Source organism: Adhaeribacter pallidiroseus, assembly GCF_003340495.1.
GTDB classification, from domain to species: domain Bacteria; phylum Bacteroidota; class Bacteroidia; order Cytophagales; family Hymenobacteraceae; genus Adhaeribacter; species Adhaeribacter pallidiroseus.
The window spans coordinates 5,145,047-5,162,709 of the sequence record NZ_QASA01000001.1 but is presented as its reverse complement, the minus strand read 5'-3'; the positions used below and the strand labels follow the sequence as shown (position 1 = coordinate 5,162,709).

The window sequence follows — 17,663 nt, the reverse complement described above, 5'->3', positions numbered from 1 at the left end:
GGACTGGTAAGTAAAAGAATTTAATAAGTTCTCCTGGCATACCTCCTCCGGGGTGGCATCGGGCCGGAAAATTTAAAAAAACGTTTTGGTTCCGGCCGGCCTTGTGCCTGTTTTCTGCTGGTAAATCAAGTATTAGCTATGGTCTTGCTTCTTCCTGCCATGGTTACCGGGGAAGAGGGCACGTTATTGCCAGCCCGGTTAAAACTTTCATCCGTATCTTGTGATTCCGGCTATACGGCCGTACCCGCCCTCAATAAAAGCATTTATACCCTAGGTTGTGCAAAGGCCCGCCGGGAATAAATAGGCGATCAACTGCAATTTCAGATATGTATTATTATTAATATATAAATTTGTATATTTAGTGTTTTGGGAGTTATTCTATGTTCAAAAAATTATTTTTTCTGTTTTTCACCCTTACCGTAATTTCAACGGGTTGGGCTCAAACCGCCGGCCCCCTGGCCAAATCTAAAATCCGCAGTTACTTTACCTACGTTTACCAGGTTACGGGTAAAGAAGCGGCGGCTATTTATAAGCGCAGCCCCCGGGTAGTAAATACCGCTTACCTGCATACCCTCGTGGATTCTTTTACCGTTGATCAGGGTTTCAATAAAACGTTGCCGCAGGGGCATTATCTTTTTCTGTATACCAAAGGCCCCGATTTAACTTATACGCTGCACACCTACTCCGCGGTAGCCACCAAAATATTACCCGTAAAACCAGCTTTCGCCGTATTGGTGCACGATAGTCTGGGTACCAATATTCCGGATGCCGATGTGCGCCTGAATGCTAAAAAAATTTTATTTGATCCGCTCACCCAAACCTACCGGCTAAAACAAGCTCCTAAAGAGGGTTTACTTACCGTTACCCGGCACGGATTTACCTTTTTTGAAAAGCTCGGTAAAGAAGAAGATTACGGGCAGACGCGTAATAGAATAACCAAAGTAATTTACCTGCCCCCGTTTAGGTACATGTGGCGCCCGGCTTACCGGGTTTATCGTTCTATCCGGGGCATTATCCGGAGGGCTGGGTAAGAAGCGTATTTGCTTTGTTCGACAGCCAGTACCGCCGGGAGCCTGCCTCGCCTTACAAAGGGTATCTGGTTACCAATAAGCCCATGTACCAGCCGGGTGATACGGTCCGGTACAAAGCTTTTGTAACAAATAAAGCTGGGCAGCCGATCAGGAAAAAAGCAATCCTGCAAGTAAGTAATTACGAGAAACCAGCTAAGATTCTAGGAGAAGTAAAACCTTACCGGCCCGGAGCCTACGCCGGCTCTTTTGTGTTAACGGATAGTTTAAACCTGGAACTAGACCGGGCTTATACCCTGGCTTTTTTAAAAAAAGGTAGGTCCAAGAAGAAATATAGTAGCAACACTTTTAAATACGAAGATTATGAGCTGCAGGAAAACAAGTATACCCTTGACCTGAAATACGACAAGCACCCGGCCGGCCGGATGAATAGTTTAATCGCACGGGGTACCAATGCCAATGGTTTAAACTTGCTCGATGCCCAGGTGGAAATTACCATTGTAACCGGCCAGGTAAAGCAAACGCAGGAGCCGGAAGTATTTATACCGGATACGTTGTGGGTGCACCAGCAGCCATTAGAGGCCGTAGGCGAAACCACTATCCTTATTCCGGACAAAATTTTTCCTCGGGCATCCCTGGATTATACCGTAACCGCTACTTTCCGGACCGCTAACAACGAGCTTAGCACTTTAGCCAGAAACGCCACTTACGAGCATACCAACGAAAATTTAAAAATTTCGCTGCTGCAGGATAGCTTGCTGGTACAATACCAGCTAGCCGGGGCAGAAAAATCAAAAACTGCCCGGTTAATTGCCTACAATCCGGATGATGACGAAATAACGGCTATACCGCTGCAATTACCCGCGCGCCTGCCTCTAAATGCGTTTGCGGCCAGTTACGAGGTGGTGGTGGATAGCAGCTTAAGGGCTGACCTGGATTTATCGGAAACTGAGGCGTTAGTAAGCCTGCATACTTCCCGGGTAAACGATTCGGTGTTTTTTAAGCTCCAGAATCCCCGGCGGCTTCCGTATTGGTACTTTGTTTATCGGGGCGAAAAACTGGCAGCCCGTGGGCAGGGAAAAGAAGCCCATTTTTTCCTGCAACGGCCCGCTCCCGGCGGAAAACCTTACTTTGTAGCCGTCCGGTATTTGTGGGCCGGCGAAATGCAGCAATTAGAGGAAGCCATCCCCCTGGCGAAACACCTTTTGTCGTTAAATCTGGAGGCACCCTCGGTAATTTACCCGGGCCAGGCTACTAATTTAACGGTTCAGGTAAAAAATGCCGCCGGTAAACCTGCTTCGGGCGTAGATGTTACCGCCTACGCCATTACCGCAAAGTTTAAAGAACCGAACATCCCGACCATTCCTTCCTGGGACCGGTACAAAAAACAAAAGCCATACCGCCGGTTAACGAAAGAAGAAATCAGCCAGAGTGACCAAAAACTACTCGATTGGAATTACTGGCGTTACCGCCTGGGCCTGGACAGCATGGCCTACTATCAATTTCTTTACCCGGAAAAAGGATTGTTTACCGAATACAGTGTTCCCCGCGACAGCATTACCCAGGTTTCCCCCTTTGTCGTGGATTCGGGGCGGGTAGTGCCGGTGCACATCGTATACCTGGATGAAGTGCCGGTTTATTTCTCGCAAACCGATGTGCTACCCGCCTATTCCTTTGCGGCCGATAGTGGTTTCCATACTATTAAACTGCGCACCTCGGATAAGCTGATTACCCTGGACAAGGTATACCTAAAGCACCAGCATAAGCTTATTCTCAGCGCCGACATCACCACCCCTAATCCGCTGCTGACCCAGGTAGCGCAAAAAAGCAGTTTATCTGGTTACGAACAGAACAGGCTTAGCCAATATTTATTTTGGGTAAATCATAAAAGCAGCGATACCCTGGCTTATTTAAAACAAGGCAACCGGATTCATTTACTCACGCGCAATACAGATAAAATAGCGTACTATCCTGCTGGTGGCCGCGAAACACTTTTGGCCGGTCCTTTTCGCCCGCTCTGGATGCAGTACGTGCGGCTGCACCACTTTACTACCAATTTTGAGCTGGAAGCCGGCTACCAATATTACTTCGCGCCGCAATTACTAAAAATGCAGGAATACAAATTACCCCGGGAAAAAATAATGCTGCCCATTTGGAATAAGGGGGAACGTAAACCGGAGTTGTTGTACCAGGAAGCGCTTACCCCGCGCCGAATTGAAGAAAGCTGGGAAGCGGCCCAGTACGAGCGATTCCTGCAAAAAATTTACACTACTAATGGTTATCATGCCGGAAAGAAGAACACCGGTAAATTAGGCTGGACCCTGGAGTCCGCTATGAAACAAGACGTAAAACTAGTACTGCTCCACAAAGTAAATTATCCCGATTCGCTGCGGGTTTATGCAGCAAATAACTCGCTATTGTTTAATCTCGAACCAGCGGCGTATGTTCTAACGCTGGCCTTAACCAAAGGAGATTTTCTTACCGCTCAGGTAAACGTAAAACCAAACGGACAAACGCAGGTACACTTTAAAAAAACGCAGGTAGCTTCTTCTGCCCAAAGTAAGTACCTGTTACAACTAGTGGCGGAAAAAATCGAAAAATTTAAAAAAACAACTCAAACCAAAGCCGAAGATCGGCAATTACAACTACAAACAGCACATGAAATTACTTATAGCCTTTCCAACGGATCAGCGCACTATAACCACCTGGTTACGGGAGTCGTGCAGGATAACGCCAGCGGCGAAGGCTTGCCCGGAGTAACCGTAGTTTTAAAAGGTACTACCACGGGCACTACCACCAACTATAATGGCCGTTACGAGATATACGTGCCGGCAAACGGTACCTTAACGTTTAGCTTTATCGGTTATGTAACCGCGGAAGTAAACATTCACGGACGGGATGAAATTAATGCCAAACTGAATACGGATGCCAAGGCGTTACAAGAAGTAGTAGTAATTGGTTATAGCTTTCAAGAAAGAAAGGTGTTAACCGGGGCAGTAGCTACGCAACTGCAGGGTAGGGCTGCGGGTATTCTTATCCGGGGAGCGGCCACCGTGAAAGCAGAAAATGCCCGGCCGCTTTTGTTAGTAGACGGAGTGCCTTACAGTGGTGCCGAAGCTGATATTAAAAATATAGTATCTAAAAAAATCCTGAGCAGTACCGAAGCCATGGGTTTATACGGATCGGTTGGCACCGCTGGTGTTATTTTAATTACCACTAAAAAAGGCACAACGGCAGGGAACCCAACCGAACAGGAATTACAGCCAATCAACGCTATCCGGAGTAATTTTTCAGATTATGCTTTCTGGCAGCCACGCCTGGTTACCGACAAAAAAGGCGAAGTCCATTTTAAAACTACTTTCCCTGACGATATAACCCAATGGAACGCCTACGTCATCGGCATGGATGCGAAAAAGCGCAGCGGTATTTACAGCACTTCAATTAATTCATTTAAAGCCATGATGGCTACCTTGCACGTGCCGCGTTTCCTGGTTGAAGGCGATAGAACTACCGTACTGGGGAAAGCCTTAAATTATTTGCCGGATTCTGTTCTGGTTACTACCCAATACCAGGTGGGTGGGGTGCCGGGCAAAAAATTTAAAAAATTACTGCAAAAAAGCTTTACCGACACGCTGCAAATTACAGCGCCGGCTCATGGCGCGGATTCGTTAGAAGTGCAGTATAGCCTGCAACAGCCATCTGGTTTTACCGATGGCGAGAAACGGTACATTCCCGTGTATGCCCGAGGCGTAGAAGAAAAAACAGGTTGGTTTCTACCACTTTCTGCCGATACTACTTTTACTTTAAACCTTGATCCCGCGAAAGGTCCGGTAAGATTATCCGCTCAAAGTCATGTATTACCCGTCCTGCTGGAAGAAATTGACTATTTGCACCACTACGAGTACTGGTGCAGCGAACAAGCAGCCTCTAAGTTAAAAGGATTGCTCCTGGAGAAACAAATCCGGGCACACCTAGGGCAGCCCTTTGAACACGACCGGATGGTGCGGAGATTAATCCGCCACTTAGAAAAAACACAACTGAGTACCGGTCCCTGGACTTGGTGGCAAAACGGGCCGGCTTATTCCTGGATTACCGCGCACGTGCTGGAAGCCTTGGTAATGGCGAAAAACGCGAAGTACCCGGTAAAATACCAGGAGCAAAAATTAACCGACTACCTGGTGGATCAACTGGAAAAAGCCCCTGGCCTAAATAAGCTTACCTCTCTGGAAACCTTGCACCAGCTACAAGCCAAAGTAGACTATAACCGTTACGTACAGGAACTCCAAAAAAAGAAAAAGCCTACTCTGGAAGAACAACTCCGTTTAACGCGCCTGCAACAAAAACTGCAACTCCCGGCTCCTTTAGATACCCTCCAAAAGTACCAGCAGCAAACCATGCTGGGCAGTATGTATTGGGGTAAAGCCAAGTACAGCCTTTTCGACAATAACATTACCAATACTTTACTGGCCTACGAAATACTAAAAACCGCCGGCAACCACGAGCGGGAACTGACTAAAATTCGGGCCTACTTATTAAGCGAACGAAGGGCCGGTCATTGGCGCAATACCTACGAATCCGCCAAAATTTTAGAAACTTTATTGCCCGATTTGCTCCCAAAAGGAAGCGCTCAATCAGGCCGGTTAAATGCGGGTCTAAGCTTTTCGGGAGGCATTAATTTGGCAATGCAGGAATCCCACCTGGATACCACGTTTATTTTAACCCAACCCGTAACCGTTAAAAAGCAAGGAAAACTGCCGCTCTACTTCACCGCCTACCAAATTACCTGGAACCAAGCGCCGGAGCCCGTAAGCAAAGATTTTATACTTACTACTTTTTTAAATAAAGCAAAAGATAAGGCTACCCTAACGGCCGGTAAGCCCGCAGAAATGCGGGTAGAGGTAGAAGTAAAAGCGGATGCCGATTACGTAATGCTGGAAGTGCCTATTCCGGCGGGCTGTTCTTACGAATCCAAAACGGAAAAAAGCGCTTACGAAGAACACCGGCAGTACCATCGCCATAAAGTAAGCATCTTCTGCGCGCAATTGCCGAAAGGAAAATATACTTTCACGATTCAACTTTTACCGCGCTATACGGGTACTTATACCCTTAACCCGGCCAAAGCCGAGCTGATGTACTTCCCCACATTTTTCGGCAGAAACAGAATAAAGCAAGTGCAGGTAAAGTAGTAATCGTGATTAAAAGATTGCGGCTTTTATCAGATTTCACTTTATAACCTATGATAGGAATAAGTGTAATATAACGTGAGTTCGACATAAGGATGGAACAAAAAACAAGGCTTTTTAAGTAAAAAGAGGTGGAAGCCAACCTTACACCTAAAAAGCCATGAAAATCATCAAGATTTTTTGTGAAGTTCACGATTTCTGGAAACAGTTTCAAGGAGAATGAGAGAAAATTTTGCTAGCTGATCCTAGCAGACAAAGAAGAAAGGCTTGCCGCCTGTGCTTGAGTGAGGTGATGACCATTGTGATTATGTTTCACTTGTCGCGTTACCGCACCTTTAAAGATTATTATCATAGACAAGTGCTGCGCAGCTATCGCTCCTATTTTCCACATTTGGTATCTTACAACCGCTTTGTAGAACTCATGCAAGCCTGCAGTGTGCCGCTTGCTTTATTTATGAGCCGACATAAGGTGAAGCAGAGCCAAGGCGTGGCATTTATCGACTCCACCGCCTTAGCCGTTTGTGCCAATCCCCGCATCTATCAGCACCAGGTCTTTGCGGGAAGGGCACAAAGAGGGAAAACTTCCACTGGTTGGTTCTTTGGCTTCAAACTGCACCTGATCATCAATCATCAAGGAGAGATCATCTCCTTTTGCCTGACTACAGGCAATACCGATGATCGAAAGCCAGTGGAACTGCTTACCAAAAACCTGTGGGGCCGCCTCTTTGCCGACAAAGGTTATATTAGTCACAGTTTGAAAGAACGCTTAAAAGACAAAGGCGTGGACCTGATCACTAAACTTCGCAAGAACATGGAACAGCCGTTCCGGCCCCTGTTTGATCAACTCATGCTCCGAAAAAGGGCTTTGATCGAGTCAGTAAATGATTTTTTGAAGAACACCTGCCAGATTCAACATACCCGGCATAGAAGTAAAAACAACTGGCTGGTTAACCTGCTCTCCGGATTGGTAGCTTATTCCTTTTTACCCCAAAAACCGAAACTTAAATTCACGCAGCAACAAGCTAAATTAATAGCTTAACCTTACGTCGAACGCACGTTATATAATAGTATATCTCCAGCTAGTCCGGAAACAGTTGAACCAGCAAACCCTTTACTTTTTCGCAGTTCGTTCTATCTCGCGCAAGTTTTCCATTTTCTTGTTGCGCAGGAAACCATTAATATCTTCGAAGTGCTCTTTAATGCGTTTGTTCCCGAACTCAAATACTTTGGTCGCCAGTCCATCCAGAAAATCGCGGTCGTGCGACACCAGAATTAAAGTGCCGTCGAAGGCTTTCAGCGCGTCTTTCAGAATATCCTTGGTTTTAATATCCAGGTGGTTCGTTGGCTCATCCAGAATTAACAAATTAACTGGTTGCAACAATAACTTAATCATCGCCAAACGGGTTTTCTCGCCGCCCGACAACACTTTTACTTTTTTCTCGATGGTATCGCCGCTGAACATAAAAGCGCCCAGAATATTTTTAATGTTGGTGCGCACGTCGCCCACGGCAATCTGGTCGATGGTTTGGAAAACGGTGAGTTCGCCGTCGAGCAAGGCGGCCTGGTTCTGGGCAAAATAGCCAATTAAAGAATTGTGACCTAGTTGCAGTTTACCCTCGTAATCTATTTCGCCCATAATGGCTTTTACCAGCGTCGATTTCCCTTCGCCGTTCTTGCCCACAAAAGCTATTTTCTGGCCCCGCTCAATGGTAAGCGACGCATCCTGAAAAACGGTGTGGTCGCCGTATTTCTTAGTTAAGTGATCCACGATTACGGGGTAATTACCGGAACGCGGCGCCGGCGGAAATTTTAAATTTAAATGCGAGGTGTCTACTTCGTCTACCTCAATCAATTCTATTTTCTCCAGCATTTTTACCCGCGATTGCACCTGCAGGGTTTTGGAATAAGTGCCTTTAAAACGGTCGATAAAACCCTGAATTTCGGCAATTTCTTTTTGCTGGTCTTCGAACTGGCGCTGCTGTTGCTCGCGCCGCTCTTGCCGTAATTGCAAATACTGGCTGTAATTTACTTTGTAATCGTAAATGCGGCCCATGGTTACCTCAATGGTACGGTTGGTAATATTATCCACAAAAGTTTTATCGTGCGAAATAACGATTACCGCCTTGGCATTATTTACCAGAAATTCTTCAAGCCACTGAATCGATTCAATATCCAGGTGGTTGGTTGGTTCATCGAGCAAGATCAGGTCGGGTTGCTGCAACAATATTTTGGCCAGCTCAATGCGCATGCGCCAGCCCCCGCTGAACTCCCGCGTCGACCGCGAAAAATCTTCCCGGGAAAAGCCCAGACCCTTGAGCGTTATTTCTACTTCGGCATCAAAGTTAATTTCTTCGACGGAATAATATTTTTCGCTGAGCTCCGATACTTTTTCAATAATAGCGTAGTATTCTTCCGATTCGTAATCGGTGCGTACTTCCAGTTGAGCATTCAGCTCGTCCATTTCGGTTTTCATAGCCAAGATTTTCCCAAACGCTTTGGAGGCTTCTTCGAACACCGTTGCGTCGTCTTCGATGAGTAAATGCTGCGGTAAATAAGCAATTACGGCATCTTTCGGCGCCGATACTTTGCCCCGGGTAGGTTTACTAACGCCGGCAATAATTTTGAGCAAGGTCGATTTTCCCGCGCCGTTCTTCCCCATCAGGGCGATGCGGTCGGTTTCGTTGATATTAAAACCCACGTTGCTAAAAAGAGCCGCCCCGTTAAACTCTACACTAACCGAATCTACTGAAATCATGATATAATCTAATAAGGCCGCAAAGATACTAGTATTTTCACTTTCTTGCGTTGTTCTCCTGCAAGTAATCTTATGCTCGAAAAAATCCGGAGCCCTTTCGACAAATTAGAGATAAAAATGGATATGATTGAAAAGTTTTGTATTTATCGGCATCCTATAATACAAACAAAAATAAGAATAGTTTAAATGAACACACAAAGCACGACAGAACTTTCGTATATTTAAAAGTTAGCGGCAGTTACTGTCAACACCCGATAACTTATAAGTAACATATGAAAAGTTTTGTCTCGATTTATCTTATTATCCTATATCTAAGCTGCACACCCGCTCTAAGTCAAAAGGTGGATCAACTGAGCCAGTATGTAGGTTACTATGAGGTAAAAGAGATTCCTGATATGCTCTTACGGGTGTATCAAAATGAGCACCATAAGCTGATTTTGGTGGTGCCTGGAGAGCCTGATTATGAACTTTCTGAATTGAGCGATCACAGATTCGGTTTCAAAGCTGAAGAAAACCCTTCGGGAATGAAGCTAAAAGATTATAGCGTTAGTTTTTCATTAGGAGCTGACAAGGTAAAGGCTCTTCAAATAAACCGGCCCAAAAGAGATTTTGCTACTAACCTAACGGCCACTCGTAACGATAAATTAGACCCGTATGCTGTGGATACAGACAAGTCATTAACGGGTAAATACGAAACAAAGGCGTTCGCATATCACTACGATCTAAAGGATTCTGTAAAAGTGTTCAAGATGATCAATGCTCTGGAATCCGCTTATAGTAGGCTAATAAAGGAATTTGGAGTAGCGAATATGCCTAAAATCTCAGTGTGGCTGTACTCAACTTTAGAGGTGTATCATAATGCCATGAATACCCCTTTAGCACCAGCTTGGCAAAGCGGGAGTATCAGGAGTGTAAAGGACTATCAGGAAATAAGAGTTAGTATTGAGCAAGTAACCGGCCAACCAGATAGCCTTTCTACGGGCGCACTAGTGCATGAATATGTTCATTTGTTAACACTCCAAATAAGACCTGGTCAGCAGCAACCACCTGTATGGCTCTGGGAAGGCGTTGCCATCTATAAAGGCTGTTGTAAATGGATTACTCCAGACCAGCTGAATTATCTAATAAACGGTAATTACCCTTCAATCATGGAAATCGAAGAAAAACAAGACTATGGCAAAAGCTACGAGTTAGGATACTATATCACAGAGTATATAGTTAGTACATGGGGATGGGATGCTGTTTTGAAATTAATTCGTACGGGTGGAAAAATTCAGGCCTCTTTAGGTATTTCACCCAAACAATTTGATAAGGATTTTTTTAACTTCTTAACAAGGCATTACCATTTGACAAAAAAGTAAATAGCTTATAGTTCGTAATAGATGAAATACTTTTTTGTTATGGAAATGGAGCCGCTAACACTATGTTGCGGCAATGCTGGTAATAGCACACGTTTTGAGCAATGCCAATTCTATTCTACATTAGTATTGGGGTGAGGCTACAATAATTTGAATCCAACACTGACAGCAACAACTTTCCCATTACATAATCCAGCTAACGGGTATTAAACATGCGTAATATGCCGAATACATACTTGTTGAACGCAAGCTAAAGAACTATCATATCTTGTAAAAGTTGTATATTTAACATTATGATAGATATCAAAGACTACATCAGCATTGACCAAGATATCTTGAGCGGGCAACCTGTTTTCAAAGGAACCAGAGTTACAATTGAGACACTATTCCTGCATTTAGAAAAAGGAGTTTCTTTAAACGAATTTTTAGAAGATTTTCCTTCCGTAAGTAAAGAACAAGCAATTAATGTTTTAGGAATTGCCGAAAAAATAATGACTTCTAAGAATATAGGAAAGTTATATGAAGCTGCTGCTTGACAAAAACTTACCAAAGCGGCTTGAACTCGACTTTCCGGAACATGAAATTTATACAGTTAGCGACAAAGGCTGGAATGGAAATCAAAACGGAGAATTAATAAAGTTGTTAATGGCAGGAAACTTTGACGCTTTATTCACCTTTGACAAGAATTTACAGTACCAACAGAACTTTAAAAAATACCGCTATCCTAGTTTTAGTGCTTCACGCAGCAAACAATACTTATTTGACTTTATGTAATACTTGTGCCTAGAATTAAAGAGATCCTCAATAAAGAGCTAATTTCTGGATCGGCAGTTATTAGTGAATAAAAAGAAATCTATGTCCAACATAGTATATACTAAATCCTTGCGCCACTGCAGTATTCTCTTATGCTAAAACGTTATCGGCAACCGCATAGAGACTATCGCATAATCTGCACCAACTAATTGCCTACAACCAGAAAGATAAAATGAAAGTATTGGTTTTGTTTGTTATTGCGGTAAGTATAATACTGTTTAGTAGGTGTGCGGTAACAAACCCAGGACCTAATAAAGCCATAGCGCCGCCGGATTCTTTTTTAAGAGAAAATGGTACTGTTAACCCCATTATTAGAGGCTACTGGCAATCCATCGGGAACGGGTATATGTTAGATGCCACCTCGGATAGTATTCTCCTGTACAGTTATACCAAGAATTTCTGCTACAAAGAAAAGAACGATTACCTCGAAGGACTTTTGAATAGTAATGCCCGCTTCGTCTTGCATAACGATACCCTTAGCATTTACGGCGCTGATTTTGGAGCTAAATCCACGGCATTACAAATAAAGCGGGACTATATCAAAATAGACCGGTTACCGGAAAACCACTTGAGCTTCTCCCAAATGCAAAACTTAGGGGCCAAGCAATTATTCAATCTTTTTATTCAAACTTACCAGGAAAACTATGCTTTCAGCCAAGAAAGAAATTTAGATTGGAACGCGATCAAAACGGAATATGCAAGTAAAATTTCGGATAGTACCACCGAAGAGGAATTATTTGAATTATTGGGGCAAATTGTTACCCGTACCAAAGACCAGCATACCAAAGTTATCAAAGAGAATGGGCAAACGTTGCAATACGGCATGACCCCATCCGCGGAGATTGTAGCGGCGGTTTTTAAAAGCCAATCGGATGTTAAAAATTTAAATGACTACTTCAATTTGTTTTTTAATACCAATTATAAAAATATTTCGGACAGTTTGCTGCATGGCAAAGGGTATAAAGTGGCGAATGGCAAATTAGAATGGGGTAGTCTGAACAACAACATTGGCTATATCAGCATCTACTCGTTCGACGGTTTTGCTCCTAAAGGTTATTCCCGAAAGCAGCAAATAGATTCGCTTAACTACTATCTGGATCATATCATTCAGGCATGCCAAGAGAAAAAAGCCATTATTCTGGATGTGAGCTTTAACTTTGGCGGCTACGATGCGGCGAGCTTAACGTTGGCGAGTTATTTTACCGATAAACGTAAATTAGCCTATACCAGCCAGGTTTACCAGAACGAAGCGTTTCATGACGAAGCAAAAGTATACATTCAACCGGCCGACAAAGTAATTTTTACGAAACCCGTTTATATTTTAATGACCGATATTAGCAGAAGCCAGGCCGAAGTTTTTGCGATGACCATGAAAGCAAACGCCCACGTAAAACTGGTGGGTACGAATACTTTAGGAATCTTGTCAGGCATGTTGGGTAAGTCTATTGGCCGTTTTTATTGTACTTTATCTAATCAAAGATTAATCCTGCCCAATGGTAAATACTATGAAGTTTCGGGAGTAGAGCCTGATATTAAAATGTCCGTATTTACGAAAGAAAATATTTTCGGCGGACATAAAGAAGCAGTAAGAAAAATTGTAGAAATCATAGAAAAACAATAAGCTATTGCTTTTTGAATGAGAATTTTGATTTATCGTGGTGCTTTATCGAACTGGCAAAAGCGGCAACTGCCTGGCTTTTACTAGCTGCCGCTTTCTTGTTTTATTTGGCAAGGCCCGGAAGTAAATCCGCACCATCGTTAAGAAAAGCCAAACGAGGCTTGCCTGGCTCCTTGAAAAGGCGCCATAAATTACTGCGGCCGGTTTTAGTAACCATAATCTACAATTGCGTATGGAAGAATGGCCCGGATTATTGAACAAACTGCCTGAATGATGCTTTTAGGAATAAAAGGTTAGCCTGACTATCTGCTAATGTTAAATTTTAAATGATCCCGTCAGCCTACCCGTTCAGGTTCAGTTAATTTTTCGCTTTTTCTACTAAAGTCTGTAATGTATGCACGCTTCTGTCGTCTTTGTTAGCAAGGGCACCGGCGCATTGTCCGTAATAGCTTAGAGTGCTGCCGGTATGGGCTAAAACAACCCCTAATCTTGTTACATAACCGGACAAAAAAATGTACCAAAACCGGACAATGGATGTGGTATTCTCTTGTTAAATATCTGTACATTAGTAAATTGTAGGTTTGGCACTTTTATTAGAGTTTACTCCTAGCAGCTGCCGGAAGCATTGGCTGAATAGTGTTTCTACGTAGCTTTTTTACAAACTTTTATTGCTGCAACCATGCTGAGAAACTTTATCACGACAGCTTTCCGCGGCCTGCAGCGGAACAAAGCGTATTCTGTTATTAATATAGCGGGTTTGGCCTTAGGCATTGCCTGTTGCCTGATGATCTTTCTGGTAGTACGCTACGAGCAGAGCTATGATACGTTTCATAGCAAAGCCGACCGCATTTACCGGGTAAATACTAAATTTTTAAAAACGGGTGGTTTTAGCGGTGGTGGCCCCATGCCGGTAGCCCGTGCTTTAAAACAAACCTTCCCCGAAATAGAACAAGCGACAACCGCATTTTATACATCGGCATTTTCGTCCGTTAATAGCTCCATAAAAGTAAATAACCAGCTTTACAAAGAATCCGGGATTGCCTACGTAGCCCCGGATTATTTCTCGATTATAGATGCGCAGTGGTTAGCCGGTAACCCGAAGCAAGCTTTAACAGAACCTAATACGGTGGTACTTACCAAAACCGTAGCCCAGAAGTATTTTGGCGGTACTGGTAATCAGATTGTTCAGAACGCGATGGGTAAAACAGTTAGATTAAATGCCAAGCATACCTTAAAAGTAACGGGTATTCTGGAAGACTTCCCGGATAATACGGACTTGCCTTTTAGAATACTTATTTCCTGGAGTTCGTTTAAAGTACACATGCCCCAGTGGAACCTGAATGATTGGAATAGTTTTGGGATGGGTAATGTGCATTTAGTGCTTCTCCGGCCCGGAGCCGATGTAGCCCAGCTGCAGAAAAAAATCCCGGTAATGGAGAAAAAATACATGGGTGCTTTGGAGGCTAGCCGCCGTACCCATTTGCTCCAGCCTTTGCGGGAAATGCATTACGATGAACGTTTTGGTAACCTGAACGGTCGTATTGTTGCCAAAGAAAACATTACCGGATTAATCCTGATCGGGTTGTTTATTTTGTTTATTGCCTGTATTAATTTCATCAACCTCGCCACCGCCCAATCCGTGAAACGCTCCAAAGAAGTAGGCGTGCGCAAAGTGCTGGGTGCCAACCGGGGCCAACTGGTGCGGCAGTTTTTAGCCGAAACCAGTTTGCTCAGTTTGTTGGCTACCAGTCTGGCGGCGGTTATTATTTTTATTTTATTGCCGCAGTTTAAAGGTTTTTTAAATCTGAACCTGCAATTTAATCCTTTCACGGATAGTAGTTTACTCGCGTTTTTGGGCGGTATTGCGGTAGTTGTAAGTTTGCTGGCCGGCCTGTATCCGGCATTGGTCTTATCGGGGTTTCAGCCGGTGTTGGCTTTAAAAAACAAGATTACCGTTTCCCGCGGAAACGCTTTTTCTTTACGCCGCAGCCTGATTGTGGGCCAGTTTATTATTGCCCAGGTGTTAATAATCAGCACCATGGTCGTCTCTAACCAGCTGGAATATTTCCGGAATAAATCTTTAGGTTTTAACAAAGAAGCAGTGGTTACTTTACCGGTGCCGGCCGAGAATAAACCCGAAACGGCCCGGGCTTTGCGCCAGCAGTTCGAACAACTGCCTGGCGTAAAGAGCGTGAGCTTTGCGGTTTTTGCGCCTTCCAGCGAAGATAACCAATGGAGCACCTTTACTTTTCCGGGCTCCGACCCCACCAAAGAATATTACATCCGCGAAATTCCCATTGACCATACCTACCTGCAAACCTACGGCTTAACCTTGCTGGCCGGTAAAAACTTAGACTTGCAAACCGATTCGGCAGATATTCTGGTAAACGAAACCGTGCTGCGCACCATGAACATTGCTACGCCGGAAGCGGCCATTGGCCAGAAAGTAGACTGGGACGGTAAGAAACGGCGGATTGCCGGGGTGGTAAAAGATTTTCATCCGGGCTCCTTAAAAGACGAAATTCCGGGCGTGTTTATGCGTAAAGTGCCCCACAACGGATTAATCGGCCTGAAGTTAGAACCAGCCGCCCTGCGGGCTACGATGGCCCAGGTAGAGCAACTCTGGAAGCAAGCTTACCCCGAAAGCTTGTTCGGATTCACGTTTCTTGATGAAGATATCGCCAATTTTTACCGCGAAGAAGTAAAAATGTTTAACCTGTTCCGCCTGTTTGCCGGCATTGCCATTTTTATTAGTTGTTTGGGCTTGTACGGTTTGGTATCGTTTATGGCCGTGCAGCGCACCAAAGAAATTGGTATTCGCAAAGTGTTGGGCGCTTCAGTAGCCAATATTGTGGGGCTGTTTACGAAAGAGTTTTTCGTGCTGATTATTATTGCCTTTGTTGTAGCGGCACCACTAGCTTGGTACGCCATGCAGGCCTGGCTGCAAGACTTCCCTTACCGCGACCCCATAGGGCCGGGCAGCTTTTTCATGGCTATCTTGTTTAGCTTAGTAATTGCGGGTATCACGGTAATCTACCGCTCTATCCGGGCGGCCCGCACCAACCCAGTGCAGAATTTACGGACGGAGTAATTAAAAAAGTATTCAGCCAGAGCTAAGCTTACAAAAATTGAAAAATTTAAAAATTTCTTTTTTCATTGCCGGTTTTCTTATCGGTTTTCTGCTCGTTGGCCCAATAAAGGCGCAAAAGGTAAACACGTTACCGGATTCGCTGTATTCGGCCATTTTAAAAGAAACCAGAAAGATGGGAGTTATTTTGCCTCAGAATTATAAAGCAGGCAACACTAATAAGTACGATGTACTGTACATCTTAGACGGCGAATGGAACACCAACCTAGCCATTCAACTCTACGGCTTTATGGAGTATGCCCGCTACATTCCGTCTAATATGATTCTGGTGAGCGTACCTAATTTATACCAGAAAGATTTAAACCTGCGCGACCGGGATTTTACGCCTTCCGCGGTGAAAGATGGTTCGGTTTCCGGGGGAGCCGCCAATTTTCTGGCTTTTTTTAAAAATGAGTTAATTCCGTACATCAACCAGAAGTATCCTACCAAAAAAGAAAACAATACCCTGTACGGTACCTCGCTGGGCGGCCTATTTACGGTCTATGCCTTTTTACAGGAGCCCACGCTTTTTAAATCTTACTTAACCGTGGAGCCTAGTTTATGGTGGGACAACGGCTACGTGAACAAAATGGCCGCGCAAAAATTACCCACTATGGCGGGGATTAACAACACACTCTGGCTCTCCGTGCGCGATGGCAGAGATTACCACGATATGGGAGTGGCGGCTCTGGATTCCGTTTTGCAGCAAAAAGCACCCGCCGGTTTACTCTGGCAAGTGGCCCAGTACCCCGACGAAACGCATTTTTCTACGATCTGGAAAGGCGTGTACGATGGGCTCCGTTTTTCGTATACCGGGCACTTGCACGAAGGTAATATTTTGCTCAAACCCAGGAACGGGCTGGTGGTACCGGGTAAGCCTTTTACCGTGGAGTGTGCTAATTTTTTTACCAATACGCAATTCCGTTATACCACCAATGGGCAGGAACCTACGTTAGCCTCGGCAACCTTAAAAAAAGAAAATAACTTTAATGTTTCGGAGACTACTACTATTACGGTAAAGTCGTTCAGCCCCCGGCAGGAATATACCCGGATTCTGCGCGGAAATTTTAAAATTTCGGCGGCTTTAGCCGCGGTTCCCAAACCAAAAGCGGTGCAGCCGGGCGGATTGCGCTATACGTACTACGCCGGAAACTATCAGAAATGGCCCGATCTCAAAAAGCTAAAACCCGTTCAATCCGGCTTGGCCGGGAAAGATTTCAACGGGAATAATTTTCAAAATTCCGGCGGGTTTGCCTGTTTGGTAGAAGGCTTTCTGGAGGTTCCGGAAGAAGGCTACTATATTTTCCAGATGGCCGACGATAGCACCTCGCGGGTTTACCTGGGGAAAGAGTTAATAATGGGCCAAAACAATGTGGCCGGCACCGGTCAAAGTTACCTGCTACCCCTGCAAAAAGGCTTTTATCCCATCCGCGTGGAGTACTTGCAAAAGCCGGGTGGCCCGCGCCTTTCGCCAATCTGGTGGAAACCAGCCCACCAGGCGGACACTATGATTCCGCTGGAACTGCTGTATAGCCGCACTAAAACGTGAAAATTTTAAAATTTAGATGAGAAACCGATTTCGATATATCAAATCATTCAGTCGTAAATGTATCAGGTAAGCAACAATAGCTGCTTTTGTTTTGATTGGCTATCCGCTCTGTTCATTCGAGAGGGGCAGGACCCTTAAGTTCTGCCAAATTAAATCTGGCGCGAGCAACTTCGCTCGTGTCTACTATCCGGTAGGCCTCTGGCCAAGCGAACGAATGCTTTTTAAAAGAAAT

9 protein-coding genes and 1 pseudogene are annotated in these 17,663 nt (G+C 44.5%); 9 read left to right on the top strand and 1 reads right to left on the bottom strand.

Annotation, left to right across the window (positions count from 1 at the left end; translation table 11 throughout):
- Positions 1–380 precede the first annotated feature (380 nt).
- The 3 genes and pseudogenes from AHMF7616_RS20540 to AHMF7616_RS20530 all read left to right on the top strand — a co-directional run bounded on the left by AHMF7616_RS20540 (position 381) and on the right by AHMF7616_RS20530 (position 7,250).
- Positions 381–1,031 (top strand): hypothetical protein, encoded by a 651-nt coding sequence (locus AHMF7616_RS20540; protein ID WP_115374590.1) that lies wholly within the window; start codon positions 381–383, stop codon positions 1,029–1,031.
- A complete protein-coding gene (locus AHMF7616_RS20535; protein WP_115374589.1) occupies positions 971–6,214 on the top strand; it encodes a carboxypeptidase-like regulatory domain-containing protein in 5,244 nt (1,747 codons plus the stop codon). Before AHMF7616_RS20540 ends, AHMF7616_RS20535 begins: the two co-directional genes overlap by 61 nt.
- A 157-nt stretch (positions 6,215–6,371) precedes the next feature.
- Positions 6,372–7,250, top strand: a pseudogene (locus tag AHMF7616_RS20530) (IS982 family transposase).
- Between the two features lie 72 nt (positions 7,251–7,322).
- Here AHMF7616_RS20530 and AHMF7616_RS20525 read toward each other — a convergent pair.
- On the bottom strand, positions 7,323–8,966 hold the full coding sequence (locus AHMF7616_RS20525; RefSeq protein WP_115374588.1) for an ABC-F family ATP-binding cassette domain-containing protein: 1,644 nt from the start codon (positions 8,964–8,966) through the stop codon (positions 7,323–7,325).
- 272 nt (positions 8,967–9,238) lie between these two features.
- Here AHMF7616_RS20525 and AHMF7616_RS20520 point away from each other — a divergent pair, with 272 nt between their 5' ends.
- From AHMF7616_RS20520 to AHMF7616_RS20495, 6 genes are all read left to right on the top strand, one after another.
- A complete protein-coding gene (locus tag AHMF7616_RS20520; RefSeq protein WP_115374587.1) occupies positions 9,239–10,327 on the top strand; it encodes a gluzincin family metallopeptidase in 1,089 nt (362 codons plus the stop codon).
- Positions 10,328–10,617: 290 nt separating this feature from the next.
- Positions 10,618–10,860 (top strand): DUF433 domain-containing protein, encoded by a 243-nt coding sequence (locus AHMF7616_RS20515; RefSeq protein ID WP_115374586.1) that lies wholly within the window; start codon positions 10,618–10,620, stop codon positions 10,858–10,860.
- Complete coding sequence (locus tag AHMF7616_RS20510; RefSeq protein ID WP_233507678.1) at positions 10,844–11,098, top strand: hypothetical protein; 255 nt, start codon at positions 10,844–10,846, stop codon at positions 11,096–11,098. Before AHMF7616_RS20515 ends, AHMF7616_RS20510 begins: the two co-directional genes overlap by 17 nt.
- A 211-nt stretch (positions 11,099–11,309) precedes the next feature.
- Positions 11,310–12,758: a S41 family peptidase gene (locus AHMF7616_RS20505; RefSeq protein WP_115374585.1), complete on the top strand. Its 1,449-nt coding sequence runs from the start codon at positions 11,310–11,312 to the stop codon at positions 12,756–12,758.
- Positions 12,759–13,434: 676 nt separating this feature from the next.
- Positions 13,435–15,846 carry an ABC transporter permease gene (locus tag AHMF7616_RS20500; RefSeq protein ID WP_115374584.1) on the top strand — a complete coding sequence of 804 codons (2,412 nt, stop codon included), beginning with the start codon at positions 13,435–13,437 and terminating at the stop codon, positions 15,844–15,846.
- Between the two features lie 37 nt (positions 15,847–15,883).
- Positions 15,884–17,431: an alpha/beta hydrolase-fold protein gene (locus tag AHMF7616_RS20495; protein ID WP_115374583.1), complete on the top strand. Its 1,548-nt coding sequence runs from the start codon at positions 15,884–15,886 to the stop codon at positions 17,429–17,431.
- Positions 17,432–17,663 lie beyond the last annotated feature (232 nt).